Consider the following 25,088-nt stretch of genomic DNA (forward strand, 5'->3'; position numbering starts at 1 on the left):
CCGAGGGCGAGATAAAAGGCCGCAACGTGCGGCTCGGTCGGTCGGTTGTTTTTGTTGGGATTTTTCAGCGATCCGGCAATGTGCGGCCATGGGGCGCAAGGTGCGCTTGACCCGCAACGCTTTGCCGGAACTGACTTTTCCGCACATTGCCGGGGCCGGCGATGGCTGAAGAGAATGACTTCCAGCCCCGACCTGGCAGCATCCGTTCTTCGCGGAGCCAACGGGTCAAGCCCTTCGTCGCCCAGGCGCTCGCCGCCGCCCAGCATGCCGGCGGCGGCGTGTCGCGGCAGGGCATGCTCAGAACTGGGAAGCGCTCGACCTTCGGCCGCGGCCGGGTCGCCAGCGTGCAGGCGAACCGTCTGCTCACCGGCCGCTCGCGTCTGGTGACGATCAAAACCCGCGTCGTCCGTCATACGGCGAGATCAGCGCCGCTCTCGGCCCACCTCGGCTATCTCCGGCGCGAGGGTGTCACCCGGGACGGGGAGAAGGCGAGGCTGTTCGGACCGGAGACGGAGGATGCCGATCCCAAGGCCTTCGCCGAGCGGTCTCATGATGATCGCCACCATTTCCGATTCATCGTCTCACCCGAGGATGCCGCCGAGCTGTCCGACCTCAAGGGCTACGCCCGTGAGCTGGTCGGGCAGATGGAGACGGACCTCGGCACCAAGCTCGATTGGGTGGGCGTCGATCACTGGAACACCCAGCATCCCCACGTTCACATCATCGTGCGCGGCGTCGCAGACGACGGCCAAGACCTCGTCATCTCGCGCGATTACATCAAGGAGGGCATGCGCGCCCGTGCTCAGGATCTGGTCACTCAGGAACTTGGGCCGCGCACAGATATCGACATCCGCCGCGCGCTCGAGCGCCAGGTCGATGCCGAGCACTGGACTCAGCTCGACCGGCAGCTCGTCCGGGATGCCGATCAGCACGGCGTCATCGACGTCGCGCCGGACGCGGGACGCCAGCCTGATCCATTCGAAGCGCTCAAGGTCGGGCGATTGCGGCGTCTGGAGAGTCTTGGCCTCGCGCACCAGCTCGGGCCAGGTCAGTGGACGATGGACTCGGCCGCGGAGACGACCTTGCGTGAGCTCGGCGAACGCGGCGACATCATCAAGCGCATCCACCGCAGCCTGACCGAGCGCGGCATCGAGCGCGCCGCGGCCAGCTATGTGCTCGCTGGCGAGAGCCTGGATGTCCCGATCATCGGCCGCTTGGTCGATCGCGGTCTCGACGATGAGCTGAAGGGCACGGCCTACGCTGTGGTCGATGGCGTCGACGGGCGGACCCACCACATCAAGCTTCCCGATCTCGACGCCGCCGGCGACAGCGCGCCGGGCTCGATCGTCGAGCTGCGCAAATTCGACGATGCGCAAGGCCGGCGGCGCGTCGGCATTGCGGTGCGTTCCGACCTCGCCATCGAAGACCAGGTGACGGCCAGCGGCGCAACCTGGCTCGATCGCCAGGCGATCGCCCGCGACCCTGTGGCGCTCGGCCAGGCCGGCTTCGGCGCCGAGGTCCGCGAGGCGATGCATCGCAGGGCGGATCAGCTCGTCGAGCGGGGCCTCGCCGACCGACAAGCGCGGGGGATCGTGTTCGCCTCCGGCCTGATCGGAACGCTTCGACGGCGGGAGGTGGAGGCGCTGGGTGAGCGGCTTGCCGCCGAAACCGGCCAGCCGTTCAGTGGCGCGGCGACGGGCGAGTATGTCGCCGGGACCTATCGGCAGCGCTTCGCGCTCGCCTCCGGTCGCTTCGCCATGATCGACGACGGCCTTGGCTTCCGACTCGTGCCCTGGACGCCGTCCCTGGAAAAGCAGCTCGGCCGCCACGTCTCCGGCGTCACCCGCGCGGACGGCGGGATTGACTGGGGCTTCGGCCGCAACCGAGGGCTCGGCCTGTGAGCGATCCCACCCATCAACGCCTGCAAGAAAGGACCTCCGCTGTGTCCGCGACCAAGATTCTCTGGGGCCAGGTCATCACCGTCTTCGCCATCGTCCTGCTGGCGATCTGGACGGCGACGGAGTGGACCGCTTGGCGCCTCGGCTTCCAGCCGGAGCTGGGGCGGCCGTGGTTCGAGCTGCTGCATTTCCCCTTCTACCTTCCGCCGGCCTTCTTCTGGTGGTGGTATGCTTACGACGCCTATGCGCCTGACATCTTCATCGAAGGCGCTTACATCGCCGCATCCGGCGGCATCATCGCCGCCGCCGTCGCGATCGGCATGTCCGTCTGGCGCGCGCGTGAAGCGAAGAACGCCGAAACCTATGGCTCCGCCCGATGGGCGCAGCCGCAGGAGATCGAACAGGCTGGCCTGCTGGGGCCCGACGGCGTCGTGCTTGGCCGCCACCAGCGAAGTTATCTACGCCACGATGGTCCAGAGCATGTGCTGTGCTTCGCCCCGACCCGGAGCGGCAAGGGCGTGGGCCTCGTCATACCCTCGCTGCTCACTTGGCCGGGCTCGGCGATTGTCCACGACATCAAAGGCGAGAACTGGCAGCTCACCGCCGGCTTCCGCGCGCAGCACGGCCGTGTGCTACTGTTCGATCCGACCAACGCCAAATCGTCGGCCTACAATCCGCTGCTCGAGGTTCGGCGCGGCGAGTGGGAGGTCCGCGACGTGCAGAACATCGCCGACATCTTGGTCGACCCGGAAGGCAGCCTAGAGAAGCGCAATCACTGGGAGAAGACCAGCCACGCGTTGCTCGTCGGCGCGATCCTGCATGTCCTTTATGCCGAGGAGGACAAGACGCTCGCCGGCGTCGCCGCCTTCCTGTCCGATCCCAAGCGTCCCATCGAGTCGACGCTGTCCGCCATGATGCGAACTGCCCATCTCGGCGAGGCTGGCGTCCATCCAGTCGTCGCATCGGCTGCCCGCGAGCTCCTGAACAAGTCGGGCAACGAACGGTCCGGCGTGCTGAGCACAGCCATGTCGTTCCTCGGCCTCTATCGCGATCCGGTGGTCGCCGAGGTAACGCGGCGTTGCGACTGGCGGATCGGCGACATCGTGGCCGGCGAGCGGCCGACGACGCTCTACCTCGTGGTGCCGCCCTCTGACATCAACCGCACCAAGCCGCTCATCCGCCTGATCCTCAACCAGATCGGCAGACGTCTGACCGAGGACCTGCAGGCCAAGGCCGGCCGCCGCCGTCTTCTCCTGATGCTCGACGAGTTCCCCGCCTTGGGGCGGCTCGACTTCTTCGAGTCTGCGCTGGCCTTCATGGCAGGCTACGGGATCAAATCCTTTTTGATCGCGCAGTCGCTGAACCAGATCGAGAAGGCCTACGGCCCCAACAATTCGATCCTCGACAACTGCCATGTGCGGGTCAGCTTCGCCACCAACGACGAGCGCACGGCCAAGCGCGTGAGCGACGCCCTCGGCACGGCGACCGAAATGAAGGCCATGAAGAACTACGCTGGCAGTCGCCTCTCGCCTTGGCTTGGCCACCTCATGGTCTCGCGCTCGGAAACCGCGAGGCCGCTGCTGACCCCCGGGGAGATAATGCAGCTTCCGCCGACAGAAGAGATCGTCATGGTCTCCGGTCTCCATCCAATCCGCGCCAAGAAGGCGCGCTATTACGAGGACGCGCGTCTGCAGGAGCGCATTCTAGCCCCACCATCGCCGGCTCGGCCGAAAGAGAGTCGTGCCGACGATTGGAGTTCGCGGCCATTGCCACCACGTCCGACCGCGCCGGTCCTGCAGGATGGCGAGGAGGACGATGACGAGGATCCGAAGAACGTCGACCGGCGCCGCCAACCGGAATTGAATCAGGAGATGGTCGAAAAGCGTGAGCCAATCGAAAACGAATTTATGCCCGACCGGATCGACGAAACCGAGGAGGACACGCCCCGCATCGGTCGGATGAACGACATCATGCAGGGCATCGCGCGCCAAGCGTCACTCGACCCTGGCGATGACCTCGGACTGTGAGGCAGGCATGCCAGCTGTAAAGAAGAAAGCTCAGATCTCCGTCTACCTCGACCCGGACGTGATGCGAGCCCTCTCGGCTTATGCCGCTCGGCGGGATCAGTCGATGTCGCTCATCGCCGAAGCGGCGATCGCGTCGTTCCTCTCACCAGATGCCGACGAGCGACGTGAGGCTGCCATTGCCAAACGCCTCGACCAGCAGGATCGACGCCTTGCGCGCGTCGAACGGGACGTCGGCGTCGCCGTCGAGACGCTGGCCCTCTTCATCCGCTTCTGGCTCACGACGACGCCACCGCTGCCGGAGCCGGCCGCTAAGGCGGCGCGCGCACAGGCGGGAGCGCGATACGACAACTTCGTCGCGGCGCTGGGACGACGCCTCAGCCAAGGGCCGAAACTCAGGCAGGAGATCCCAGATGACATGATTGAGCGGAACGCCAACGAATAGACCGTTCCATTATCGCTTCCGTTGATGAAGCCTGATCGGCTCTTGCCGCGTTTCGCCCCGAATAACTTGCCGCCGACCGTTGCTAGCCGGTCCCGCCAAAAGAGCGTCCAGTTTATCCGCCGTCTGATCAGCCGTGAGTGGCGTATACGCAGGCAAGACGCCGGTCGGCCGTGTGGGAAAACCCGAGGATGTCGCTCAGGCTATCTCCTTTCTGGTGACAAACGGTTTCATGAGCGGCCACAATATTCTCTGCGATGGCGGCCTGCGGTGGACTGCTTAGCGTGCCGCTGTACACGAACGGAGTGCGTCAAGCTCGGAAAGCCGTCAGATTCACTTTTGCTCGGAGCGGATGACAAAAGTCTCTAGGCCGTCCAAGACGGCAGCAAGCTGGTCGGCGCCCACGAGACGGGCGTAATCGTTCTCCAGTTTCGTCATGACTTGCAAACTATCGAGCATCAGGCGCATCCCGTTCTCCGTCAGATGCAGCACGCGAGCGCGGGCATCGGTTGGGTCACTTCGTACCGTGATGTAGCCAGCGTCCTCCAGTTCGGACGCCAATCGGCCCATCGCTTGTTTGGTGATGCCAGCACGCTCGGCGGCCGCCGTCACGGTGCTTCCCGCCAAGTCGATGTTCGAAAGCAATGTCGTATGCGTGGAGCGTAGGTTGGCGTACCCGCAAGCGTGAAGCCCCTCGACCACGTGCCGATTCACGATGCGAGCCGTGCGCAACAGCAATTGGCGCATATTTCGCCGACGTTGGTCCTCAACCGAGGCCAGATCCATGTCGCCCTCTACACCCCGACGTTGACTCATATGGGAACCTTAGGTTACTGTAAACTGGTAACCTAAGATTACCAGTCCGTGCGGGAGGTTAGCAATGCCGGAGCAGACATTCACGAGTAGCGAGTTCGGCGAGTGGGTGAAGATTGATTTCCTGCCTGGTGTTGAGCTTATGCCGCTGGCGCAACCGGTGCCCGATGGGTCCATCCACCGCGCGCGCCTCAGCGCGGGAACGGCCATTCCCGTGCATACCCATCCTGCGGACGAGTACGTGTTCGTGATTTCTGGAACAATTAAAACCGGAGGGAGGCGGTGCGAGCAGGGAGACTTTTGGATCACTCCGGCCGGCACGCGGCAGGGACCTCACATCGCGGTGACGGACGTCGATTTGCTGACGGTGCGCCTGGGAGCCATGGGGCCATTTGGCGAAAACGTCGGATAATCGCGGACATGCGGTTATTGGCACTCAACTTATGAGTAAGCCTCGAAATGTCCGTCGAAATTCGAGATTTGCGATGGGCCATCGTTGCAGCTCAGCACCGAAGTCTTCGACAAGCGGCAGAAGCGTTGCATATTCGACAATCAACACTCAGCCGCCGGCTGCGGGACCTCGAATATCAGTTAGGTGCAACCCTCTTCGAACGCACTAACGGGGGCACACGGCCCACAGTAATTGGCCAGGAATTCCTCGAGGCCGCACGGCGCATCGTTGATGAAACGGAAGCGATCACGGCTCGCCTCAAAACCCGCTCGCGGGGTGAGAGTGGCCGATTGACCATCGGTGTCCACGCTTCACTGTCGGCCGGCAACCTTCGGGCGACGCTCGTCGAACACCGACGCAGCTTTCCGAGTGTCGAGATCAACTTGGTCGATGGATCGAGCGACCACCTCATCTCAGATCTCGCCAGCTCCGCGATCGACATTGCCTTCGTAGCCGAGGGCAACTCAAGGTGGGATGACAAGTCACTGTCCGTGTGGAGCGAACGGGTTATCGTCGCTCTTCCGGACGATCATCCGCTGTGCGGCCGCGATGTCGTCCACTGGGACGAATTGCGGTGTGAGCTGCTGTTGTTGCCGCAGCGTGGCCCTGGCCCCGAATTCCTCAAATTACTTATCAGTAGAATCGGATGTCCCGACCCCCATCGGGTTCTTCGGCAGGACGTAGGACTCGACCGACTCCTCACCATGGTCGGCGCGGGCTGGGGCATTTTGCTGGCTCTCGAAGGCGCGACGGGGGCGGCCTATCCCGGTGTCGCCTTCCGCGAGGTGCATGACGCTGAGGGCGCGACCCGCGTCAACTTTCGCGCCTACTGGCGGCAAGTGAACGACAATCCGTCCCTGCGAACATTCCTCGACATGTTTCGGCAGCGCTATCCGGATCTCTCCGCTCCGCCATCACCTGACTGATTCGCGCCTTAGCAGAGCTCGTTCGATCGCTATCCAGACAAACAAGATACTCTAACACCCAAGGCTGATTCCGCACCCAGCAAGTCTTTTTTCTCTGCTTTACGCTGGCCCGCTACGCCGCCTGAATACTTGTTGATCCGCCGCAATTCCTTCCTCTTCTAATCGTCCCCGTCGCTAATCGCGCGTCGCGATTGGCCAATGACGGGGACGATCGTGGCGGTCACACCACTTCATTCCGAGGCCTTCTCCCGCGGTGCGCGCATGCTGCGCACCGCGCTCGGTCCCGCGATCGCCGGCTTCCTCGAAGACCCCTCGATCGTTGAGGTGATGCTCAACCCCGACGGCCGTCTCTGGATCGACCGGCTGTCGGGCGGTCTGGAGGATAGTGGCCGGACGATGTCCGCCGTCGACGGCGAGCGGATCGTGCGCCTGGTCGCGCACCATGTCGGCGCTGAGGTCCATGCCGACAAACCGCGTGTCTCGGCCGAACTGCCCGAAACGGGAGAGCGGTTCGAGGGACTTCTGCCGCCGGTGGTGGCCGCCCCGGCTTTCGCGATCCGCAAGCCCGCCGTCGCCGTTTTCACCCTCGACGACTATGTAGGCGCCGGCATCATGCTGGCCGGCCAGGCCGCGGCGCTCCGCGCAGCCGTTGCAGATCGCAAGAATATCCTGGTTGCCGGCGGCACATCGACCGGCAAGACCACGCTCACCAACGCCCTCCTGGCTGAGATCGCCGGCACCACCGACCGGGTGGTGGTGATCGAGGACACCCGCGAGCTGCAGTGCCGCGCCCCCAACCTGGTGGCCCTACGCACCAAGGATGGCGTTGCCTCGCTCTCCGATCTCGTCCGCTCCTCCCTGCGCCTGCGACCCGACCGCATCCCGATCGGCGAGGTGCGCGGCGCCGAGGCGCTGGACCTGCTGAAGGCGTGGGGCACCGGACATCCCGGCGGCATCGGCACGATCCACGCCGGCACCGCGCTCGGTGCGCTACGGCGTCTCGAACAGCTCATTCAGGAAGCCGTCGTCACCGTCCCGAGGACGCTGATCGCCGAGACCATCGATCTCGTCGCGGTGCTGCGCGGCCGCGGCAGCGAACGCCGTCTCTCTGAACTCGCCTTCGTCGCCGGTCTCGATCCCGCCACCGGCGACTACCGCGTCCAGTCCGCCGGGGCGGGCGGCGACACCTTGCCCCTTGGAGACCCATCATGATCCGCGTTCTCGCTTTTGCTCGCTCTTCGCGTCGCCGCCTGGCCGAGCTGCTCACACTCGCCACCCTGACGTTCGCTTTCGCTCCGGCGGCTTATGCCTCCGGCTCTTCCATGCCGTGGGAGACGCCGCTCAACTCCATCCTGGAGTCGGTGCAGGGGCCCGTCGCCAAGATCATCTCGGTGATCATCATCACCGTGACCGGCCTGACGCTCGCTTTCGGCGACACCTCGGGCGGCTTCCGCCGGCTCATCCAGATCGTGTTCGGTCTGTCGATCGCCTTCGCCGCATCCAGCTTCTTCCTGTCTTTCTTCTCGTTCTCCGGCGGAGCCCTGGTCTGATGGCCGCGATCGTCGACCCCGACGTGCCCGGCTTCTTCGCGCCCGTCCATCGCGCGCTCACCGACCCAATTCTGATGGGCGGCGCGCCACGGACCGTGGCGATCGCCAACGGCACGCTCGCGGCGGCAATCGCCCTCGGCCTCCGCCTCTGGATTCCCGGTGCCCTGATCTGGGCGGTGGGACACGCCGCCGCCGTCTGGGCGGCGAAGCGCGATCCGCAGTTCGTCGACGTCGTGCGCCGCCACCTTCGCTACCCGGCCCATCTCGGCGTTTGAGGCTCCCATGCTGAACCTTGCCGAATACCGCAGCCGCCCTGCCACGCTCGCAGACTTCCTGCCCTGGGCGGCGCTGGTCGAAGAGGGCGTCGTTCTTAACAAGGACGGCTCGTTCCAGCGCACCGCGCGCTTTCGCGGACCGGACCTCGACAGCGCCACGCCCGCTGAGCTGGTCGGCGTCACCGCTCGCCTCAACAACGCGCTGCGACGCCTCGGCTCCGGCTGGGCCATCTTTGTCGAGGCGCAGCGGATCGCCGCCCAGACCTATCCGCACTCGACCTTTCCCGATCCGGCGTCGGCGTTGGTCGATCTCGAGCGGCAGGACGCCTTTGAGGAAGCCGGCGCGCATTTCGAGAGCCGCTACTACCTGACCTTCGTCTGGCTACCGCCCGCCGAGGATGCCTCGCGTGTCGAGGGCTGGCTCTATGAGGGGCGTGCGCAGACCGGTGTCGATCCTTGGGAGCTGCTGCGTGGCTTCGTCGATCGCACCAACCGGGTCATCCAACTGGTCGAGGGCTTCATGCCGGAAGTCGCCTGGCTCGACGACGGCGACACGCTGACCTATCTGCACTCAACCATCTCGACGAGGGCGCAGCACATCCGCGTGCCCGAGACGCCAATGCACCTCGATGCGTTGCTCGCCGACGAGCCGCTCGCCGGCGGCCTCGAGCCGCGCCTCGGCGCCCACCATCTTCGCACGCTCACCGTCGTTGGATTCCCGACCGCGACCCACGCAGGCATCCTCGATGAGCTGAACCGGCTCGCCTTCCCGTACCGCTGGTCCACCCGCGCGATCCTGCTCGACAAGACCGAAGCGGTGAAGCTGCTCACCAAGATCCGGCGGCAGTGGTTCGCCAAGCGCAAGTCGATCGCCGCCATCGTCAAGGAGGTGATGACCAACGAGGCTTCGACGCTCGTGGATTCCGACGCCGCCAACAAGGCGGCCGACGCGGACATGGCCCTGCAGGAACTGGGCTCGGACGATGTCGGCCAGGCCTATGTCACCGCGACCGTCACCGTCTGGGACGAGGACCCCGGCCTCGCGGCGGAGAAGCTCCGCCTCGTCGAGAAGGTGATCCAGGGCCGCGATTTCACCTGTATGCCGGAAGGGGTGAATGCGCTGGAGGCCTGGCTCGGGTCCATTCCGGGCCACGCTTACGCCAACGTCCGCCAGCCTCCGGTCTCGACGTTGAATCTGGCGCACATGATTCCGCTCTCAGCGGTCTGGGCCGGCCCGGCAAGAGACGAGCATTTCCAGGCGCCGCCCCTGCTCTACGGCAAGACCGAAGGTTCGACGCCGTTTCGGCTCAGTCTCCATGTCGGCGACGTCGGCCACACGCTGATCGTGGGCCCGACCGGCGCGGGCAAATCGGTGCTGCTGGCGCTGATGGCGATGCAGTTTCGCCGCTATCGGAACAACCAGATCTTCGCCTTCGACTTTGGCGGCTCGATCCGCACGGCGGCGATCGCCATGGGCGGCGACTGGCACGATCTCGGCGGCAGCCTGTCCGCCGGCTCGGAGCATTCGGTGTCGCTCCAACCGCTGGCCCAAATCGACGGTCCCGCCGAGCGCGCCTGGGCGGCGGAGTGGGTGGCCGCGATCCTGGCGAAGGAAGGCGTCACCATCGATCCGACCGCGAAGGAACACGTCTGGTCGGCGCTGACCTCGCTGGCGTCCTCGCCGGTGCAGGAGCGCACGATCACCGGGCTCGCGGTGCTGCTGCAATCGACGGCGCTGAAGCAGGCGCTGCAGCCCTATTGCGTCGGCGGCGCTTCTGGCCGGCTGCTCGACGCCGAGACCGAGCAGCTTGGCTCCGCACCTGTCCAAGCCTTCGAGACCGAGGGGCTGATCGGGGCCGGCGCGGCGCCCGCCGTCCTGACCTATCTCTTCCATCGCATCGAGGGCCGCCTCGACGGCCGGCCGACGCTCCTCATCATCGACGAGGGCTGGCTTGTGCTCGACGACCCCGCCTTCGCGCAGCAGCTCCGCGAATGGCTGAAGACGCTACGCAAGAAAAACGCCTCGGTGGTCTTCGCCACGCAATCGCTGTCTGACATCGACGGCAGCAACATCGCGCCCGCCATCGTCGAGAGTTGCCCGACGCGCATCTTCCTCCCGAACGAGCGCGCAATCGAGCCGCAGATCACCACGATCTATCGCCGCTTCGGCCTCAACGATCGCCAGATCGAGATCCTCGCGCGCGCCACGCCGAAGCGCGACTATTACTGCCAATCGCGACGCGGCAATCGCCTGTTCGAGCTGGGCCTCGGCCCGGTCGCGCTCGCCTTCTGTGCTGCATCCTCCAAGGCCGACCACGCGGCGATAGAACGTGTCGTTGCCGAGTACGGCCGCGATGCCTTCACGCCCGCTTGGCTTGCGGACCACGAGCTCCTGTGGGCCGCCGATCTCATCCCTGACCTGAACAACCTGGAGACACCATCATGATCAAGCTGCGCCATCTGGCGGCGGCAAGCGCCGTCGTACTCACCCTGGCCGCCGCCGCACCGCCCGCCTCGGCGCAGTGGATCGTCTACGACCCGACCAACTTCAGCCAAAACATCCTGACCGCCGCGCGCGAGCTGCAGCAGATCAACAATCAAATCCAGATGTTGACCAATCAGGCGACAAGCTTGGTCAACCAGGCGCGCAATCTCGCCAATTTGCCGATGTCGACGCTATCCCAACTTCAGTCGTCGATCGCCCAGACCCAATCGCTGCTTGGCCAGGCGCAGAACATCGCCTTCAACGTCCAGCGCATCCAGCAGGCCTATTCGACGAGCTACGGTTCGGCCGCAGGCTCCGGTTCGACCGCCACTATGGTCGCCAATGCCCAGACGCGCTGGCAGAACTCGGTCGGCGCGTTTGAGGACAGCCTGAAGGTTCAGGCGGGCGTTGTCGGCAACATCCCGACCAACTCCAGCGCCATGACCTCGCTGGTCTCCGCAAGCCAGAACGCCACGGGCGCCTTGCAGGCCGCCCAGGCCGGCAACCAGCTTCTCGCGCTGCAGTCCCAGCAGCTCTCCGACCTGGTGGCGGTGCTGTCCGCCAAGGGGCGGGCCGATGCGCTGGAGCAGGCGCGTAGCGCCGCCGCCGAAGCGCAAGGCCAGCAGAACTACAAGACCTTCTCGACGCGCACCGGCTATCAGCCCGGCAACGTCACCATGTTCACCGGCAACTGAGGCGCCGCGATGCTGGGACGGTCGGAGATCTTCCGCGCGGCCGCGATCGTCGCCCTCGTCGCGGTGTTCATCGCGACTCTCGTCGCGGTCAACCGGCGTCCCTCGGCGCCTCTCGTCGAGACGTCTCCGATCATCAATCCAGCATCCGACGACCTCTCGGCCGAGCTGCGCCGTTGCAGCGCGCTCGGTCCTCAGGATGCCGAAGACCCGCATTGCGTCGCGGTGTGGGAGGAGAACCGCCAGCGCTTCTTCGGCAGGCCGGCGCGGCCGCTGTCGCCACAAACGCCCCCAGGCGCTGCCGCGCCGGCCACCCCTTCCAACGGAGACGCGCGATGAACAATGTCGGCGTCATCGACACCTTCCTCAACACCTTCACCACCTACATCGATTCCGGCTTCGGCCTGATCAAGGGTGAGGTCGGCTACCTATCGTCCACGCTGATCGTGATCGACATCACGCTCGCCGGCCTGTTCTGGGCCTGGGGCGCCGACGAGGACATCCTCCAGCGGTTGGTGAAGAAGACCCTCTACATCGGCTTCTTCGCTTTCATCATCAACAACTTCAACAATCTCTCGGCCATCGTCTTCAACAGCTTCGCCGGCATCGGTTTGAAGGCGGGCGGCTCGTCAATTGGTACTGCCGACTTCCTGCGGCCCGGCAAGCTCGCCCAAGTCGGGCTAGACGCCGGCCAGCCACTCCTCGACGCGGCCAACCAGATGATGGGCTTCACCAGCTTCTTCGCGAACTTCGTGCAGATCGCGGTGCTGATGATCTCGTGGGTCCTGGTGCTGATCGCCTTCTTCATCCTGGCGGTGCAGCTCTTCGTCACCTTGATCGAGTTCAAGCTGACGACGCTCGCCGGCTTCATCCTCATTCCCTTCGCGCTCTTCAACAAGACCGCGTTCCTCGCCGAAAAGGTGCTCGGCAACATCGTCGCCTCGGGCGTGAAGGTGATGGTGCTGGCGGTCATCGTCGGCATCGGCACCGGCCTTTTCTCGCAGTTCACCCAGACCTACGCCGGCGGCCAGCCGACCGTCGAGCAGGCCCTCTCCGTCGTGCTCGCGGCGCTCGCAATGCTGGGCCTCGGAATCTTCGGCCCCGGCATTGCAACGGGCCTGGTCTCCGGCGCGCCCCAGCTCGGCGCGGGCGCCGCTGTCGGCACAGGTCTCGCCGTCGCTGGCACGGCGATGGCCGGCGCCGGTGCGCTCGGCCTGGCCGGGAGGGGGGCGATGGCAGCCGCTTCCGGTACGGCCGCCGCCGCGCGCGGCGGTGCGGCGATGGCCGGTGGCGCATCCTCGGCCTACAGCCTGGCTTCGGCCGGACGGTCCGGCGCGTCCGGCGTCGCGTCCGGACTCGGCGGGGTGGGCCGGGCCGCGGCTTCGGCCGCAACAGGCTCGGTGCGCCGCGCCGCGGCTTCAGCCTCCAACTCCATGCGCCAAAGCTTCGCCGCCGGCGCCCGGTCGAGCTTCGCCGCCACGGGAGGGTCATCGACCGCGGGAACGTTCGGCGGCAATCCGCCAAGGGGATCCGCACCAGCTGGGGGCGGGTCAGCCGACTCCGGCCCACCGGCCTGGGCCCAGCGTATGAAGCGCAACCAGTCGATGGTCCACGGAGTCCAGACGGCCGCGCAGGTCCTCAAGTCCGGCGACAGCCATGGCGGCGGCCATTCCGTCGATCTCTCAGGAGGAGAATAAGAGATGGTGCTGTTTCGCCGCCCCACGGTTCGCTATGGCCGGACGCCCGAGCCCGAGACCCCCTATCAGCGCGCCGCCCAGGTTTGGGATGACCGCATCGGCTCGGCCCGGGTGCAGGCCAAGAACTGGCGGCTGATGGCCTTCGGCTCACTGGCGCTCTCCATGGGACTCGCCGGCGGCCTCGTTTGGCAGTCGACCCACGGCAGCATCGTCCCCTGGGTCGTACAGGTCGACAAGCTCGGCCAGGCGCAGGCTGTCGCCCCCGCTGGCGCCGACTACACGCCAAGCGACCCGCAAATCGCCTGGTATCTCGCCCACTTCATCCAGATCGTCCGCGCGCTGCCTGCCGATCCGATCATCGTGCGGCAGAACTGGCTGCAGGCCTACGATTTCACCACCACCTCGGGCTCGCAGGCGCTCAACGACTACGCCCGCGCCAACGACCCCTTCGCCAAGCTCGGCAAACAGCAGATCGCGATCGACGTCTCGAGCGTGATCCGCGCCTCGCCATCGAGCTTCCGGGTCGAATGGGTCGAGCATCGCTATCAGGACGGCGCGCTCGCCGACAACACCCGTTGGACCGCGATCCTCACCATCGCGATCCAAACGCCAACCTCCGCCGACGTTCTCCGCAAGAACCCGCTCGGCATCTATGTCACCGCAATCAACTGGTCGAAGGAGCTGGGACAATGACCCCGCCGATTTCTAAGGAAGCCGGCGGTCCGGCTTCGCGTTTCTCCGTCATTCAGCAATGCCGGAAAGGAGCAAATGCGGCTTTCCGTAACGTCGGCCTGACGGCTTTGATGATGTCCGTGACCGCACTCGGCGGCTGCGCGCACAACTTCATTCCGCCTGACATCAACTACGACAGTGCTGCGCCAGCGAAGCTCACCGTCGAACCGCCGGCGCCCATCAAGATCGTGGAGTTGCCGAAGCCTTTGCCACTCCCGGGGCAACTGAAACCGATCGACGGTGGAAAACCGACACCGGAAGCCGCGGACCCGACCGTGCGCGTCAACCAGGCCAACGCCGCCGCGCGGATCCAGCCTGTTCGTAATGGCTTCATCAACGCAGTTCAGGTCTATCCGTTCTCGGGCGGAGCGCTCTACCAAGTCTATACCGCGCCCGGCGAGATAACGGACGTCGCGCTGCAGGACGGCGAGCAGCTCGTGGGTTCCGGCCCCGTCGCCGCCGGCGACACCGTGCGCTGGATCATCGGCGACACGGAAAGCGGCGCGGGCGCCACCAAGAAGGTCCACATCCTCGTCAAGCCGACGAGACCGGAGCTGCTCACGAATCTGGTGATCAACACGGATCGGCGCACCTATCTCCTTGAACTGCGCTCGACCGAGAAGACCTACATGGCCTCGGTCTCCTGGCAGTATCCCGAAGACCAGCTCATCGCGCTTCGGCGGCAGAATCAGGAGGCAGACGCAGCGGCGCCCATCGCCAGCGGCGTCGATCTTGCCTCGATCAACTTCCGCTACGCGATCCAAGGCGACAATCCCGCTTGGCGGCCGCTGCGCGCCTTCGACGACGGGCACAAGGTCTACATCGAGTTCCCGAGCGGCATCGCCCAGGGCGAAATGCCGCCACTCTTCGTCATCGGTCCGGCCGGCGGCTCCGAGCTGGTGAATTACCGGGTGAACCGCAACTACTACATCGTCGACCGCCTGTTCGCCGCTGCCGAATTGCGGCTCGGCGATAAGGACAGCGAGCGGCGCGTGCGCATCGTGCGCACCGACGGAAGGCCGCGGTCATGACGGTGGAAGGTCCCGAAGAACAACCGCAGTCGCCGACGCCCGTCGTGGCGCCCGACCTGCGGCTTCGCGGTGAACGACCGCGCGTCACGCGCTTGTCGCGCAGGGTGCTCGTTGGCTTGGGCGCGGTTTCGGCGCTCGCCGTTGCCGGCGCGCTCGGCTATGCGCTCCAGACGCGCAATGCGGCGCAGAGCGGCCAGGAGCTGCTCTCTACGCAGAACCGGCCCTCCGCCGAGGGACTCGTCGGTCTGCCGAAGGACTACACCGGCCTGCCGCGCCAGGCGCCCCCGCTCGGGCCGCCGCTGCCCGGCGATCTCGGCAAGCCGATCCTCAACGCAGGGGCGGCCCCGACCACAGTGACGTCCGGAACGACGCCTGATCCGGAGGCGCAGCGCAGGGCCCAGGAGATCGAGGCGGCGCGACTGAGCCGTCTCTTTGCCCAGACCAATCAGCAGCCCCAGCCGGTCGGGCTCGCCCCGCCGGTCGCTACGGGGACCACGGCGGGCCCGACGCCCTCACCGCCGGCCGATGCCGGTGCGGCGCAGAACATGCAGGACCGCAAGACGGCCTTCCTTAACGCTTCGACGGACAAGCGCACGGTCAGTCCGGATCGGCTAGAAGCCAAAGCCTCGCCTTATGTCGTGCAGGCCGGCACGGTGATCCCGGCCGCGCTCATCACGGGCATTCGCTCCGATCTGCCGGGCCAGATTACCGCTCAGGTAACGGAAGCGGTCTATGATAGCCCGACCGGCAAATATCTTCTGATCCCGCAGGGCGCCAAGCTGATCGGCCAATACGATAGCTCCGTCGCCTTCGGTCAGTCGCGCGTCCTCCTGGTCTGGACTCGAATCATCATGCCGGATGGCGGATCGATCGTGCTGGAGCGCCAGCCGGGCGCCGACACGCAGGGCTATGCCGGCCTCGAGGACGAGGTCGACAACCATTGGGGCATGCTGTTCAAGGCCGCCGTCCTCTCGACTCTGCTCAGCGTGGGCGCAGAGGCGGGCACGAGTCAGGACGAGAACAACCTCGTTCAAGCGATCCGCAGCGGCGCTTCCAACAGCATCAGCCAGACCGGCCAGCAGATCGTCCAGCGGCAGCTCAACATTCAGCCGACACTGACCATTCGGCCCGGCTTTCCGGTCCGCGTCATCGTCACGCGAGACCTCGTGCTCGAAAAGTATCGTGGTTGAGGAGACCAAGAATGGCGAAGCTGAAGCTCGGCGCGATCGAGGACGACAAGCCGGTAAAACTCAGCATCGAATTGCCGGCGCAGATCCATCGCGACCTGCTCGCTTACGCGCAAGCGCTTGGCCGAGAGACCGGCCAACCGACGATCGAGCCCGCGAAACTTATTCCACCAATGCTCACACGCTTCATGGCGACAGACAGAGCGTTTGCAAAAGAGCGCCGGGCGCGCACGACGTCCCCGTCGAAGGAATAACACAGGCTGGCTCGCTACCGCGCCTGTGCATCCGCGCAAGCTTCGCTTTCCCAATTCGGCATTGCTGATCGAGATCGCAGAACCAAACTCGTTCCAGCAACCACTGCGGCCACACAAGCTTACCGTCGCAAGGACCTATGCCGATGCTCCGCCTCTTTTATTCCCCAGGCACGTGTTCGCTCGCCCCTCACATCGTCCTTGAGGAAATCGGGTTGCCCTATGAGGTCGAACTCGTTTCGGCATCCGGGCCTGACGCAGGCGAGATGACATCTTCTGCGGAATGGAAAGCCCTCAATCCCAAGGCGCGTGTTCCGGCATTAAGCGATGTACCTGGTCGGATCGGAGGACGAGCCAATGTTCTGACCGAGGCGCCAGCAATCCTGTTCTATCTCGCGCGGCCGCAGCCCTCTGCCGGTTTGTTGCCAAGTGAACCAGCAGGAGAGGCGCGCTGCTTGGAATGGATGAACTTTCTCTCCAGCAGCGCCCACGCGACGGCCTTCAGCCAGATCTGGCGACCCATGCGGTTCGTCGGCGACGAGAAAGATGCATCCGCGGTCAGGGCCAAGGGCAAGCAATGCATCCGCGAGCAATACGATTACATCGAAAGCCTCATCGCCGATGGACGCGATTGGGCGGTGCCGGGAGGCTATTCCATTGTCGACCCCTATCTCCTTGTTTTCTTCCGCTGGGGCCGGCGGATCGGGATCGAGATGGCGTCCCTTTTTCCGGCCTGGACGCGGCTAAGCAATCGCGTCGCGATCCGGCCCGCGGTCCAGCGCGTGTTCGAGCATGAGGGGATCGACCTTGGCTGACGCCGTGCGCGGCCGAACCCACAGCTGAATCATGCCTTGCGGGGGCCAACGGTTCGCCCGCGCGCGGCGGCTTCCTTATGGCGTCTGCCCTCAAGGAGGGCCCGTTCGGATGCAAGCGCGATCACAAGGAAATCCATGACAGCGCGGATGCGAGCTGTGCGCTTCAAGTCGCTGTGTGTGAGCAGCCAGAGGGCGGACTTTACGTCCGTACCAGAAACGGGCGGAGCACGGTGCAATCGGCTCTCCTCGTCGCCCAGATAACAAGGCAGAAGCGCCAGGCCAACGCCGGCCAACGCTGCATCCTTCAAGGCGGGCAGCGAATCGACCCGCAGGCCGATCTGGGCGTCTCGAATGTTCTCGCGCATCCAACGGCCGATTACCGTCGTCGCCAGCGTGTCATCAAGCCCGATCCACTTGAGATCGGCTGGGTCGCCGTCATGGTCAGACAGATAGTTTGGAGAACAGTAGACCGCGTGCGCGATATTGGCGACCCGACGTCCAACGAGCGTTTCGGGCGGTTCGGGCGTGGGCCTGATCGCGACGTCTGCCTCGCGCCGGGTGAGGTTCGCCATCGCGTTCGAAACCGTAATCTCGAGCAATATCTCCGGGTGCGCTGCGCGGAGCGCCGGTACGTGCCGCATCAGCATCGCTGAGATCGTATCGGTTGTGGTGATACGGACCGTACCGGACGGACGCAAATCCTGACCGGATAGGCGTCGCTCCAACGCTACGAAATCATCCGCGAACCTAGCCGCCAGCGCGGCCACAGTCTCGCCGGCAACCGTCGCCGAATAGCCATCGCGAAAACGCTCGAATAGCCGAACGCCCAGACCTTCCTCGATCGTCCCCAATCGCCGGAACACCGTCGAATGCGTTACGCGCAAATGCCGCGCCGCACCGGAAAGAGTCCCCTCCCGGGCGATGGCAAGCACGAGGCGTAAATCGTCCCAGTTCATCGCTGTCTATTTCTGCAAACGGCGCTTTCCTAATTATAGAATGGCTGTTCTTTTAAGAACAGTGAAAATCCGGCGATGACAAGCGCCGGAGGCAAACATGCAGGTTCAGGCAAACCAACGAGCGACAATCCCGCTGGCCGACCAGCCGGTCGGGGATCCGCAGCGATGGTTGGCTCTTCCAATCCTGCTCATCGGGGCATTCCTGCCGGTCCTCGACTTCAACGTGGTCAACCTGGCGCTACCCGCTATCCGCCAGGACCTCGGCGCTTCATCGACTGAGATCGAGTTCGTCATCTCGGCCTATGCGGCCACCTACGCTGTGTTCCTTATCACTGGGGGACGCCTGGGCGACCTGTTCGGCCGCAAGCGGCTGTTCATGGTCGGTGTCGCTGGCTTCACTCTGACCTCCCTGCTGTGCGGCATCGCGTGGTCCCCAACTGTGCTCATTGCGGGCCGCATCCTTCAGGGACTGACCGCTACGGCGATGGCCCCCCAGGTGCTCGCCTCAATCCGTGTCCTCTTCCCCGCCGCCGAGCAGGCGCGGGCACTGGCGTTCTATGGTGCCACCTTCGGGCTCGCCAACATCTGCGGGCAAGTGCTGGGAGGCGTGCTCATCTCGACGCACCCGTTCGGCCTCGCCTGGCAAGCGATCTTCCTTATCAATCTGCCGATCGGCATGGTCGCGCTTTTTGGCAGCTCGGTCGTGCTCCGCGACTCACGAGCCGAGCACGCGCAAAAGCTCGACCTCGGTGGCGTCGGTCTCCTTTCGCTGACACTCGCGCTGCTGGTGTATCCGCTCGTCGAAGGGCGCGAAGCCGGCTGGCCCGCGTGGATGATCGCCATGCTGGTTGCATGTCCGATTGTTCTGATGGCCTTTGTGCGCTTCGAGGCTCGGCTTTCCACGCGCGGCGGAGATCCGCTGGTCGCCTTGTCGCTGTTCCGCAACAGCGGATTCGTGGCCGGCCTCATAATGGCGCTGGCTTTCTACATGCAGTCTTCGTTCTACCTGACCTTCGCGGTCTATCTGCAGAGCGGCCTTCATAAATCCCCTATTGAGGCCGGAATCGCTACGCTGCCCTTCGCCGTCGGCTATTTCGTCAGCTCGCTTTTCTCGTCGACAGTCATGCAGCGCCTGGGCATCCGAGCTCTGACGCTCGGCTTCGCCCTCGAAATCCTCGGATTCGGAGCGACCCTCCTCGCCGTCGACCACGTGCTGTCTCACGAACTCGAGCCCGGCCTCGTGGTTGCCGGCCTCGGCTTTGGCATCGTGATGCCTTCGGTGATCAAGGCGGTGCTCGGCGGCGTCGATCAGCGCCACGCGGGGCTCGCATCCGGACTGGTGATCTCGACCCTGCAGATCGGTGCGGCGCTCGGCGTCGCTATCATCGGCGGTGTTTTTTATCACGCGCTAGGAACCGAACAGACGATCAGCGCATACGCACACGCCTTCGCGCTCGCCCTCGGCTGCAACATCGCGCTCATCGCGCTTGCAGCGCTCCTCTCACTCTGGCTCGCGGCCCACCAATCCGCCGTCGCGCGCGCCGTATCCGCGCCCAAGCCCCTTTAGCTTCAATCCATCTCGCTCGTGAGGCTCACATGACAACTTACATGCACTACGCGACGCTGACTGAGGCCGCCGCCGCGATTCGATCTCGAAAAGTATCCGCGGTCGAGCTGACACGCGGCATGCTGGATCGAATTGCCAAAATCGATCCGTCGCTTCATTCGTACGCCACCGTGACGCCGGAGCTCGCTTTGACGCAAGCCGAGGCAGTCGATGCCGAGATCACCGCCGGGAATTATCGCGGCCCGCTGCACGGCGTTCCGATCGCCGTGAAGGACATCTGCAACACGGCCGGCATAGTCACCGCGGCGGGCATGACGATCCACGCCGACAACGTGCCCGATCACGACGCGACCGTGGTGAGGCGTCTGCGCGACGCGGGAGCGGTGCTGCTGGGAAAGCTTCAAAATACCGAGGGCGCCTTCGTCAACCATCATCCGAAGATCACGCCACCGCGCAACCCCTGGAACGCAGATTACTATGCGGGGGCTTCCTCGAGTGGCTCCGGCGTCGCAACAGCAGCGGGGTTGTGCTTCGCCTCGCTCGGGAGCGATACGGGCGGCTCGATTCGATTTCCCTCTGCCGCCAACGGCGTCACCGGCCTCAAGCCAACCTGGGGCCGGGTCAGCCGCCACGGCGTCTTCGCCCTCGCGGAAAGCTTGGACCATATCGGTCCGATGACGCGCTCCGCGGCGGATGCCGGCGCCATGCTCGGCGCGATTGCCGGTCGCGATCCCAATGATCCCACGACATTGATCGCGCCCGTTCCGGACTATCTCGCCGAACTCGATGGAGGCATCCGCGCTGTTCGGATCGGAATCGACACTTCCTACAATGAGACGGACTGCGATTCCGCGACCGTGGGAACACTGCGTGAAGCCCGAAAGGTCTTCGAAGCCCTCGGTGCCGCCATTAAAGAGGTGAGGCTACCAGACCCCAGTGGAGTGATGGTCACGACGGCTTGGGGATCTATCTGCGCCGTAGAGACCGCCATCGCACACAAGGCGACCTACCCCGCGCGCTCTTCCGAATATGGCGGCCTTGCAAACCTCATTGAAGCAGGAAGCGCGATCTCCGGCATCGAGGTCATGGAGGCGCATCATGAGCGCCTAGCCTTCACAGGCGGCCTTTCAGCCCTGTTTGCCGACATCGACTTGCTGCTGATCCCGACACAGCCATGCGCCGATTTTACCATCGCGCAGGAGCAAGAGCTGTTCGCCACGGCAGAAGGTCTCTCGCGATTTGTTCGTTTTGCCACGCCTTTCGATATGTCCGGCAACCCGACAATTACTCTCCCGGGCGGCTTCACCGCCAGGGGTTTGCCGCTCTCATTTCAACTCGTGGGCCGGCATCTCGAGGAAGCGCTGCTCGTACGGGCCGGTCATGCTTACCAGCAAGTCACGGACTGGCATCATCACCATCCCAACCCCTGACTTGGAAGACTTCAACAAACAAGGCGCGGCCCGATGAAGCTGATGATCAATGGAGTCTGGCGAGGTGATGTCGATCCAACGCCCGAGTTGGAGGCACAGCGGATGATTCATACAGGGAGCTTCCGTGATCGCATCACATCGGACGGATCGTCCGGCTTCGCCGCCGAACCGGGCCGCTATCACCTCTATGTCTCCCATGCGTGTCCGTTCTCTCACCGAATCACAGTCGTACATGCGATGAAAAGGCTAGAGGGCACAATCGGCCTCTCGGTGGCCCATGCGATCTGGGATACCCCCGACGGGTGGCGTTTTGGAGAAACGGACTTATCGACACCCGACCATGGCGGGAACGGCTTCACACGCCTCCACGAGGCCTATCGGGTGTCGCAATCCGACTACACGGGAAAGATCTTGGTCCCGGTTTTGTGGGACCGAACATCGCGCCGGATCGTGAATAACGAGTCTCTCGAGATTTGCTTGATGCTGAACCAGGCGTTCGATGAGGTCGGCGGCGACTCGCGAGTCGATCTCTACCCTGCGGCTCTCTGCTCAGAAATCGACCTGCTTGGTTCTCGAATCAACCGCTCTCTCGCAACGGGCGTCTATGAGGTCGCGGCCGCGAGCAACCAAGCCGAATATGATCGCGCGGTATCTGAGTTGTTTGGTTTTCTCGACGAGTGCGAGGCCGCGCTAGCCGACGACCGCTGCTTCCTTTTCGGTGAGCGAACTACGCTGGCCGACGTCCTTATATTCACGCCTCTGGTTCGATTTGACGCGGTTTACAACCCGCTGTTCCGTGCCAGCAAAAAGCGCCTAGTCGACTATCCACGGCTTACCGCACTCGTAAAACGAATCCATGACCTTCCTGGGGTAGCGGCCACTGTGCGGCTAGATCATATCCTGACCCACTACTACGATGGTGACTGGGCGGTGGCGAACCGCCGAGGGATCGTCCCGCACATGCATGCCGTAAGCTGGATCACTTCCGGGCCCGGGGCGTAACAGTTCGACGCTACATCGGAGCGCCTCGACTATTCGACTGGAGGGATTTCGATCTCCCTAGCCAGCGCAGCTGCTACTGAGGGGCGTGCGCCGATCCGCTCGACATAGGCCGCGATCTGCGGCCAGCGGCCAAGGTCTATGTCGAAGGCCTTCATCCAACCGAGCACTGTGAAGAGATATGCGTCGGCTACCGTGAAGCTTTCGCCCATAAGGTGCTTTTGCGTCGCGAGGTGCGTTTCGATGAGATCGAGGCGCCGGAACAATCGCGCCTTGAAAATGTCCTTCACTTCCGCCGGCACCTCCTTGTTGAAGAGCGGGCTTGATCCCGCATGGATCTCGCTGGTGATGAAATTGAGCCATTCCTGAAGCCGCACACGCTCCAGTGTGCCATTCGCGGGAGCCAGGCTTGAGCCGGGCTTCAGGTCGACAAGATATTGGACGATTGCCGGGCCTTCCGTCAGCACTTCGCCGCCGCCGATCGAGAGGGCTGCCACATAACCCTTAGGATTGACGGCAAGGAAATCGCCGCCCTCCGAGGTGCGTTTCGTCCGGTTGTTGACCCGAACGAGATCGTAGGACAGCCCCAATTCCTGAAGGACAATGTGCGGCGAGAGTGAGCACGTTTCAGGCGCAAAATAGAGTTTCATGGGTATCGCTCGGCGATCGTGGCGGATGTCGCACGCCACGTTGACGTAGGCCGGGATAGAATGAAAATTATCGCTTCAGAATTCTGGTATAAGATTTTCTACTATGAACCTCACCCAACTTCGCAGCCTGATCGCAGTCGCCGAGACGGGAAGTTTCACCGCCGCCGCCGGGATCGCCGGGCTCACGCAATCGGCTATGAGCCAGGCACTCGCCGCTATGGAGGAAAGCCTGGGGGTGAAGTTGCTGGTTCGCCACCGTCGCGGTGTTGAGCTTACGGCTTTCGGAGAGCAGGCGCTGGACCACGCCCGAGCGGCATTCGCTCATCTGGAGGCGATCCGCAAGGAAGCGGCCGCAGCGACCGGCGAGGAGTTAGGATCGGTCCGGCTCGCAGCTTTTCCCAGCGTCTTTGCTACGGTGATGCCGTTGCTTCTCCGGCGCTTTCGCACTCTCCATCCGGGCATCCAGCTAGTCGCGCTCGAAACGGACGATCGGGAAGTCGAAGCTTGGCTTGCGGCCGGAACCGTGGACCTCGGTGTTGTTCTCAACCCTTCAGCCGACAGCGGAGCCGTTTTGGTCGGACAGGATGAATGGATAGCCGTCTTGCCGGCAGCGTACCCTTTGGGGCGCCAATCCGCCCTCTCTTTCGCTGAACTTGCTGCCGAGCCTTTCGTGCTCGCGACAGGGGGATGCCATGTCAATGCACGCTCACTCGCGGAGGATGCCGGCATCTCGCTCACGGACGTTCGGATGGAAGTGCGCGACTGGTTGAGCGCAACCGCGCTCGTCCGGGAGGGCGTGGGCGTTAGCCTGGTGCCCGAATCGACGCTACCTGAAAGCAGGATGGGCTTAAGGACGGTCCGACTCAAGCAGCCGCTATCTCGTCGCTTCGGCTTGATGGCCACGCCTGTTCGGCAGCGCACACGGGCGGCGCGCTTGTTGATTGAGCTGGCGGAGCGGCATTTGAAGGCGGGCCCGCCGCCTTGAGGAACGGATGTGTTCCGCCCGCCGGCTATCGCCGTAGGCGAGGTTGCAAGGTCTTGGTTCCACTATCTCTCAGAAGAGAGATGACGCTCCCGACAGAGCTAGAAACTCTGACCTTCCGCATCGGAGAGATCGATCAGCGTCATGCGCCTCGAGCGATGGCGACCGGCCTGACTTTCGCAACCAGCGCATCCAGGAACGCGGCCGGAGCCGTCATGAAGGCGAAATGGCCCGCATCTGGAATCACGATCATGTCCTTGTACGGCGCTACGACACAGTCGAAATAGGCCTTTGCGTCCTTGGTCGGCGTGATCACGTCCTCGCGTCCCTGGATCACGAAGAAGGCTGTGGCAATTCGATTGGCTGTCTCCGGAAGATCGGCCTTCATCTGGTCAGGCACGACCCTTTCGGCACTGAATTGGAAGCCGTCCATGAAGTCCTTGAAGTTCTTGGGATCGGCCGCCTGCTGGCGAGGGATGTCGGCACGAAGGGCTTTGACCCAAGCTACATCGGACGGAGGCCAGAGCGGGAAGACGCTATCGTTGAAGGCGAAGACGGCCTTGGCATCGGCAGGATCGGGTGGACCGCGAGTTTCAAGCGTCATGACGGTCGCCCGGTCTCCGTCTGCGCGGGCCTTCGCAAGTACTAGGTCGAATTTCACTTTCAGCGCACCCGTCCAACTCCCGACCTGACCAGTGCCCACATACGCGGCGAACAGTTCGGGGCGGCGTTGGATCATTGTGACCGCGACCATTGAGCCCCAGGAATGGCCGAGGACGATAATTTCCTTCTTGGCCAGAGTCCGGCAGAGATACGCCGCGAGTTCGACCCCGTCGTTGCCGATCCGGTCGAGCGTCATCTCGGGCGTTTCTGGGCCATAACGGCCATAGGTGTGGCCGGCGCCGCGTTGGTCCCATTGCACAACGGTGAAACGGCTTTCCCAAGGTCGGTAGTGCGCCGCCACAGGCCATTGAGCCTCGCCTGGTCCGCCGTGGACGACCAGCAGCACAGGGTTGCGCCGGTCGCCGCCCCGAATGTCGATCCATTGATCGATCCCGCCAATCGACACGAAGCGGGACTCAGCGATCGGGCCGACCGCGGGCTCAGCCGCACCGCGCGCAGAAGAAGTCATTCCGAGCGTCAAGAAGCTCGCCATCATTAGGACCTCCCGGCGGTCCGCGCTTCCACGCATCGAAATCTTCCTCCCTTTTGCTTCTTTCGCGAGTGCTACGCCG

The 25,088-nt window shown here is 64.2% G+C and carries 25 protein-coding genes and 1 pseudogene; 22 read left to right on the forward strand and 4 right to left on the reverse strand.

Going from position 1 to position 25,088, the window contains the following annotated elements; genetic code table 11:
- Positions 1 to 161: 161 nt before the first annotated feature.
- The 4 genes and pseudogenes from WDM24_RS40970 to WDM24_RS40985 all read left to right on the forward strand — a co-directional run.
- A complete protein-coding gene (locus WDM24_RS40970; RefSeq protein ID WP_338832535.1) occupies positions 162 to 1,901 on the forward strand; it encodes a relaxase/mobilization nuclease domain-containing protein in 1,740 nt (579 codons plus the stop codon).
- Positions 1,902 to 1,942: 41 nt separating this feature from the next.
- Positions 1,943 to 3,925 carry a conjugal transfer protein TraG gene (locus WDM24_RS40975; protein WP_338829736.1) on the forward strand — a complete coding sequence of 661 codons (1,983 nt, stop codon included), beginning with the start codon at positions 1,943 to 1,945 and terminating at the stop codon, positions 3,923 to 3,925.
- A 7-nt stretch (positions 3,926 to 3,932) separates the two neighbouring features.
- Positions 3,933 to 4,367, forward strand: coding sequence for a CopG family transcriptional regulator (locus WDM24_RS40980; RefSeq protein WP_338829737.1), 435 nt, complete (start codon positions 3,933 to 3,935; stop codon positions 4,365 to 4,367).
- Between the two features lie 145 nt (positions 4,368 to 4,512).
- Positions 4,513 to 4,647, forward strand: a pseudogene (locus WDM24_RS40985) (SDR family oxidoreductase); the annotation flags it as partial.
- A 50-nt stretch (positions 4,648 to 4,697) separates the two neighbouring features.
- On the opposite strand, the gene WDM24_RS40990 reads toward WDM24_RS40985, so the two are convergent.
- Positions 4,698 to 5,150 (reverse strand): MarR family winged helix-turn-helix transcriptional regulator, encoded by a 453-nt coding sequence (locus WDM24_RS40990; RefSeq protein WP_338829738.1) that lies wholly within the window; start codon positions 5,148 to 5,150, stop codon positions 4,698 to 4,700.
- A gap of 94 nt (positions 5,151 to 5,244) precedes the next feature.
- On the opposite strand from WDM24_RS40990, the gene WDM24_RS40995 reads away from it, so the two are divergent.
- The 14 genes from WDM24_RS40995 (at position 5,245) to WDM24_RS41060 (ending at position 17,269) form a co-directional block, all read left to right on the forward strand.
- Positions 5,245 to 5,589 carry a cupin domain-containing protein gene (locus WDM24_RS40995; RefSeq protein ID WP_338829739.1) on the forward strand — a complete coding sequence of 115 codons (345 nt, stop codon included), beginning with the start codon at positions 5,245 to 5,247 and terminating at the stop codon, positions 5,587 to 5,589.
- Between the two features lie 47 nt (positions 5,590 to 5,636).
- Positions 5,637 to 6,554 (forward strand): LysR family transcriptional regulator, encoded by a 918-nt coding sequence (locus WDM24_RS41000; RefSeq protein WP_338829740.1) that lies wholly within the window; start codon positions 5,637 to 5,639, stop codon positions 6,552 to 6,554.
- A 198-nt stretch (positions 6,555 to 6,752) separates the two neighbouring features.
- Positions 6,753 to 7,766: a P-type conjugative transfer ATPase TrbB gene (gene trbB, locus WDM24_RS41005; RefSeq protein WP_338829741.1), complete on the forward strand. Its 1,014-nt coding sequence runs from the start codon at positions 6,753 to 6,755 to the stop codon at positions 7,764 to 7,766.
- Positions 7,763 to 8,104: a TrbC/VirB2 family protein gene (locus WDM24_RS41010; RefSeq protein ID WP_338829742.1), complete on the forward strand. Its 342-nt coding sequence runs from the start codon at positions 7,763 to 7,765 to the stop codon at positions 8,102 to 8,104. Before trbB ends, WDM24_RS41010 begins: the two co-directional genes overlap by 4 nt.
- On the forward strand, positions 8,104 to 8,379 hold the full coding sequence (locus WDM24_RS41015; protein ID WP_012554597.1) for a VirB3 family type IV secretion system protein: 276 nt from the start codon (positions 8,104 to 8,106) through the stop codon (positions 8,377 to 8,379). Before WDM24_RS41010 ends, WDM24_RS41015 begins: the two co-directional genes overlap by 1 nt.
- 7 nt (positions 8,380 to 8,386) lie before the next feature.
- Positions 8,387 to 10,825: a conjugal transfer protein TrbE gene (gene trbE / locus WDM24_RS41020; RefSeq protein WP_338829743.1), complete on the forward strand. Its 2,439-nt coding sequence runs from the start codon at positions 8,387 to 8,389 to the stop codon at positions 10,823 to 10,825.
- On the forward strand, positions 10,822 to 11,559 hold the full coding sequence (gene trbJ, locus WDM24_RS41025; RefSeq protein WP_338829744.1) for a P-type conjugative transfer protein TrbJ: 738 nt from the start codon (positions 10,822 to 10,824) through the stop codon (positions 11,557 to 11,559). Before trbE ends, trbJ begins: the two co-directional genes overlap by 4 nt.
- Before the next feature lie 9 nt (positions 11,560 to 11,568).
- Positions 11,569 to 11,895, forward strand: coding sequence for a putative entry exclusion protein TrbK-alt (gene trbK-alt, locus WDM24_RS41030; RefSeq protein ID WP_338829745.1), 327 nt, complete (start codon positions 11,569 to 11,571; stop codon positions 11,893 to 11,895).
- On the forward strand, positions 11,892 to 13,253 hold the full coding sequence (gene trbL / locus WDM24_RS41035) for a P-type conjugative transfer protein TrbL (protein ID WP_338829746.1): 1,362 nt from the start codon (positions 11,892 to 11,894) through the stop codon (positions 13,251 to 13,253). The genes trbK-alt and trbL overlap by 4 nt, the downstream gene beginning before the upstream one ends.
- Positions 13,254 to 13,256: 3 nt before the next feature.
- Complete coding sequence (gene trbF, locus WDM24_RS41040) at positions 13,257 to 13,946, forward strand: conjugal transfer protein TrbF (protein ID WP_338829747.1); 690 nt, start codon at positions 13,257 to 13,259, stop codon at positions 13,944 to 13,946.
- Entirely contained in the window at positions 13,943 to 15,016 is a 1,074-nt protein-coding gene (gene trbG / locus WDM24_RS41045; protein WP_338829748.1) for a P-type conjugative transfer protein TrbG, read from the forward strand. Before trbF ends, trbG begins: the two co-directional genes overlap by 4 nt.
- On the forward strand, positions 15,013 to 16,206 hold the full coding sequence (locus WDM24_RS41050; RefSeq protein ID WP_338829749.1) for a TrbI/VirB10 family protein: 1,194 nt from the start codon (positions 15,013 to 15,015) through the stop codon (positions 16,204 to 16,206). The genes trbG and WDM24_RS41050 overlap by 4 nt, the downstream gene beginning before the upstream one ends.
- An 11-nt stretch (positions 16,207 to 16,217) precedes the next feature.
- Entirely contained in the window at positions 16,218 to 16,457 is a 240-nt protein-coding gene (locus WDM24_RS41055; RefSeq protein ID WP_338829751.1) for a DUF2274 domain-containing protein, read from the forward strand.
- Positions 16,458 to 16,600: 143 nt separating this feature from the next.
- A complete protein-coding gene (locus WDM24_RS41060; RefSeq protein WP_338829752.1) occupies positions 16,601 to 17,269 on the forward strand; it encodes a glutathione S-transferase in 669 nt (222 codons plus the stop codon).
- 29 nt (positions 17,270 to 17,298) lie between these two features.
- On the opposite strand, the gene WDM24_RS41065 is transcribed toward WDM24_RS41060, so the two are convergent.
- The gene (locus WDM24_RS41065; RefSeq protein ID WP_338829753.1) at positions 17,299 to 18,225 is read right to left on the reverse strand and encodes a LysR family transcriptional regulator; all 927 of its coding nucleotides are present in this window, start codon (positions 18,223 to 18,225) and stop codon (positions 17,299 to 17,301) included.
- Between the two features lie 97 nt (positions 18,226 to 18,322).
- On the opposite strand from WDM24_RS41065, the gene WDM24_RS41070 reads away from it, so the two are divergent.
- From WDM24_RS41070 to WDM24_RS41080, 3 genes are read left to right on the forward strand one after another with little or no spacing between them, the layout of a single operon-like run.
- A complete protein-coding gene (locus WDM24_RS41070) occupies positions 18,323 to 19,792 on the forward strand; it encodes an MFS transporter (RefSeq protein ID WP_338829754.1) in 1,470 nt (489 codons plus the stop codon).
- Positions 19,793 to 19,821: 29 nt separating this feature from the next.
- Complete coding sequence (locus tag WDM24_RS41075) at positions 19,822 to 21,222, forward strand: amidase (protein WP_338829756.1); 1,401 nt, start codon at positions 19,822 to 19,824, stop codon at positions 21,220 to 21,222.
- Between the two features lie 33 nt (positions 21,223 to 21,255).
- Complete coding sequence (locus WDM24_RS41080; protein WP_338829757.1) at positions 21,256 to 22,224, forward strand: glutathione S-transferase C-terminal domain-containing protein; 969 nt, start codon at positions 21,256 to 21,258, stop codon at positions 22,222 to 22,224.
- Positions 22,225 to 22,253: 29 nt separating this feature from the next.
- On the opposite strand, the gene gstA is transcribed toward WDM24_RS41080, so the two are convergent.
- Positions 22,254 to 22,871, reverse strand: coding sequence for a glutathione transferase GstA (gene gstA / locus WDM24_RS41085; RefSeq protein ID WP_338829758.1), 618 nt, complete (start codon positions 22,869 to 22,871; stop codon positions 22,254 to 22,256).
- 103 nt (positions 22,872 to 22,974) lie between these two features.
- Here gstA and WDM24_RS41090 point away from each other — a divergent pair, with 103 nt between their 5' ends.
- Positions 22,975 to 23,856 carry a LysR family transcriptional regulator gene (locus tag WDM24_RS41090; RefSeq protein WP_338829759.1) on the forward strand — a complete coding sequence of 294 codons (882 nt, stop codon included), beginning with the start codon at positions 22,975 to 22,977 and terminating at the stop codon, positions 23,854 to 23,856.
- 139 nt (positions 23,857 to 23,995) lie between these two features.
- Here WDM24_RS41090 and WDM24_RS41095 read toward each other — a convergent pair whose 3' ends face one another.
- Positions 23,996 to 25,012 (reverse strand): alpha/beta hydrolase, encoded by a 1,017-nt coding sequence (locus WDM24_RS41095; RefSeq protein WP_338829760.1) that lies wholly within the window; start codon positions 25,010 to 25,012, stop codon positions 23,996 to 23,998.
- Positions 25,013 to 25,088: the final 76 nt, after the last annotated feature.

Origin of the sequence: Bradyrhizobium sp. 27S5 (assembly GCF_037217225.1) — a bacterium.
GTDB lineage: Bacteria > Pseudomonadota > Alphaproteobacteria > Rhizobiales > Xanthobacteraceae > Bradyrhizobium > Bradyrhizobium septentrionale.

Coding starts and splice junctions, on each gene's coding strand:
- WDM24_RS41015 (WP_012554597.1), top strand. CDS start 8,104: ATGGCCGCGATCGTCGACCCCGACGTGCCCGGCTTCTTCGCGCCCGTC.
- WDM24_RS41010 (WP_338829742.1), top strand. CDS start 7,763: ATGATCCGCGTTCTCGCTTTTGCTCGCTCTTCGCGTCGCCGCCTGGCC.
- trbB (WP_338829741.1), top strand. CDS start 6,753: ATGACGGGGACGATCGTGGCGGTCACACCACTTCATTCCGAGGCCTTC.
- WDM24_RS41095 (WP_338829760.1), bottom strand. CDS start 25,012: ATGATGGCGAGCTTCTTGACGCTCGGAATGACTTCTTCTGCGCGCGGT.
- WDM24_RS41070 (WP_338829754.1), top strand. CDS start 18,323: ATGCAGGTTCAGGCAAACCAACGAGCGACAATCCCGCTGGCCGACCAG.
- WDM24_RS41050 (WP_338829749.1), top strand. CDS start 15,013: ATGACGGTGGAAGGTCCCGAAGAACAACCGCAGTCGCCGACGCCCGTC.
- gstA (WP_338829758.1), bottom strand. CDS start 22,871: ATGAAACTCTATTTTGCGCCTGAAACGTGCTCACTCTCGCCGCACATT.
- trbJ (WP_338829744.1), top strand. CDS start 10,822: ATGATCAAGCTGCGCCATCTGGCGGCGGCAAGCGCCGTCGTACTCACC.
- trbL (WP_338829746.1), top strand. CDS start 11,892: ATGAACAATGTCGGCGTCATCGACACCTTCCTCAACACCTTCACCACC.
- trbG (WP_338829748.1), top strand. CDS start 13,943: ATGACCCCGCCGATTTCTAAGGAAGCCGGCGGTCCGGCTTCGCGTTTC.
- WDM24_RS41000 (WP_338829740.1), top strand. CDS start 5,637: ATGTCCGTCGAAATTCGAGATTTGCGATGGGCCATCGTTGCAGCTCAG.
- WDM24_RS41055 (WP_338829751.1), top strand. CDS start 16,218: ATGGCGAAGCTGAAGCTCGGCGCGATCGAGGACGACAAGCCGGTAAAA.
- WDM24_RS41060 (WP_338829752.1), top strand. CDS start 16,601: ATGCTCCGCCTCTTTTATTCCCCAGGCACGTGTTCGCTCGCCCCTCAC.
- trbK-alt (WP_338829745.1), top strand. CDS start 11,569: ATGCTGGGACGGTCGGAGATCTTCCGCGCGGCCGCGATCGTCGCCCTC.
- trbF (WP_338829747.1), top strand. CDS start 13,257: ATGGTGCTGTTTCGCCGCCCCACGGTTCGCTATGGCCGGACGCCCGAG.
- WDM24_RS41065 (WP_338829753.1), bottom strand. CDS start 18,225: ATGAACTGGGACGATTTACGCCTCGTGCTTGCCATCGCCCGGGAGGGG.
- WDM24_RS40980 (WP_338829737.1), top strand. CDS start 3,933: ATGCCAGCTGTAAAGAAGAAAGCTCAGATCTCCGTCTACCTCGACCCG.
- WDM24_RS40990 (WP_338829738.1), bottom strand. CDS start 5,150: ATGGATCTGGCCTCGGTTGAGGACCAACGTCGGCGAAATATGCGCCAA.
- WDM24_RS40970 (WP_338832535.1), top strand. CDS start 162: ATGGCTGAAGAGAATGACTTCCAGCCCCGACCTGGCAGCATCCGTTCT.
- WDM24_RS41090 (WP_338829759.1), top strand. CDS start 22,975: ATGAACCTCACCCAACTTCGCAGCCTGATCGCAGTCGCCGAGACGGGA.
- WDM24_RS41080 (WP_338829757.1), top strand. CDS start 21,256: ATGAAGCTGATGATCAATGGAGTCTGGCGAGGTGATGTCGATCCAACG.
- WDM24_RS41075 (WP_338829756.1), top strand. CDS start 19,822: ATGACAACTTACATGCACTACGCGACGCTGACTGAGGCCGCCGCCGCG.
- trbE (WP_338829743.1), top strand. CDS start 8,387: ATGCTGAACCTTGCCGAATACCGCAGCCGCCCTGCCACGCTCGCAGAC.
- WDM24_RS40995 (WP_338829739.1), top strand. CDS start 5,245: ATGCCGGAGCAGACATTCACGAGTAGCGAGTTCGGCGAGTGGGTGAAG.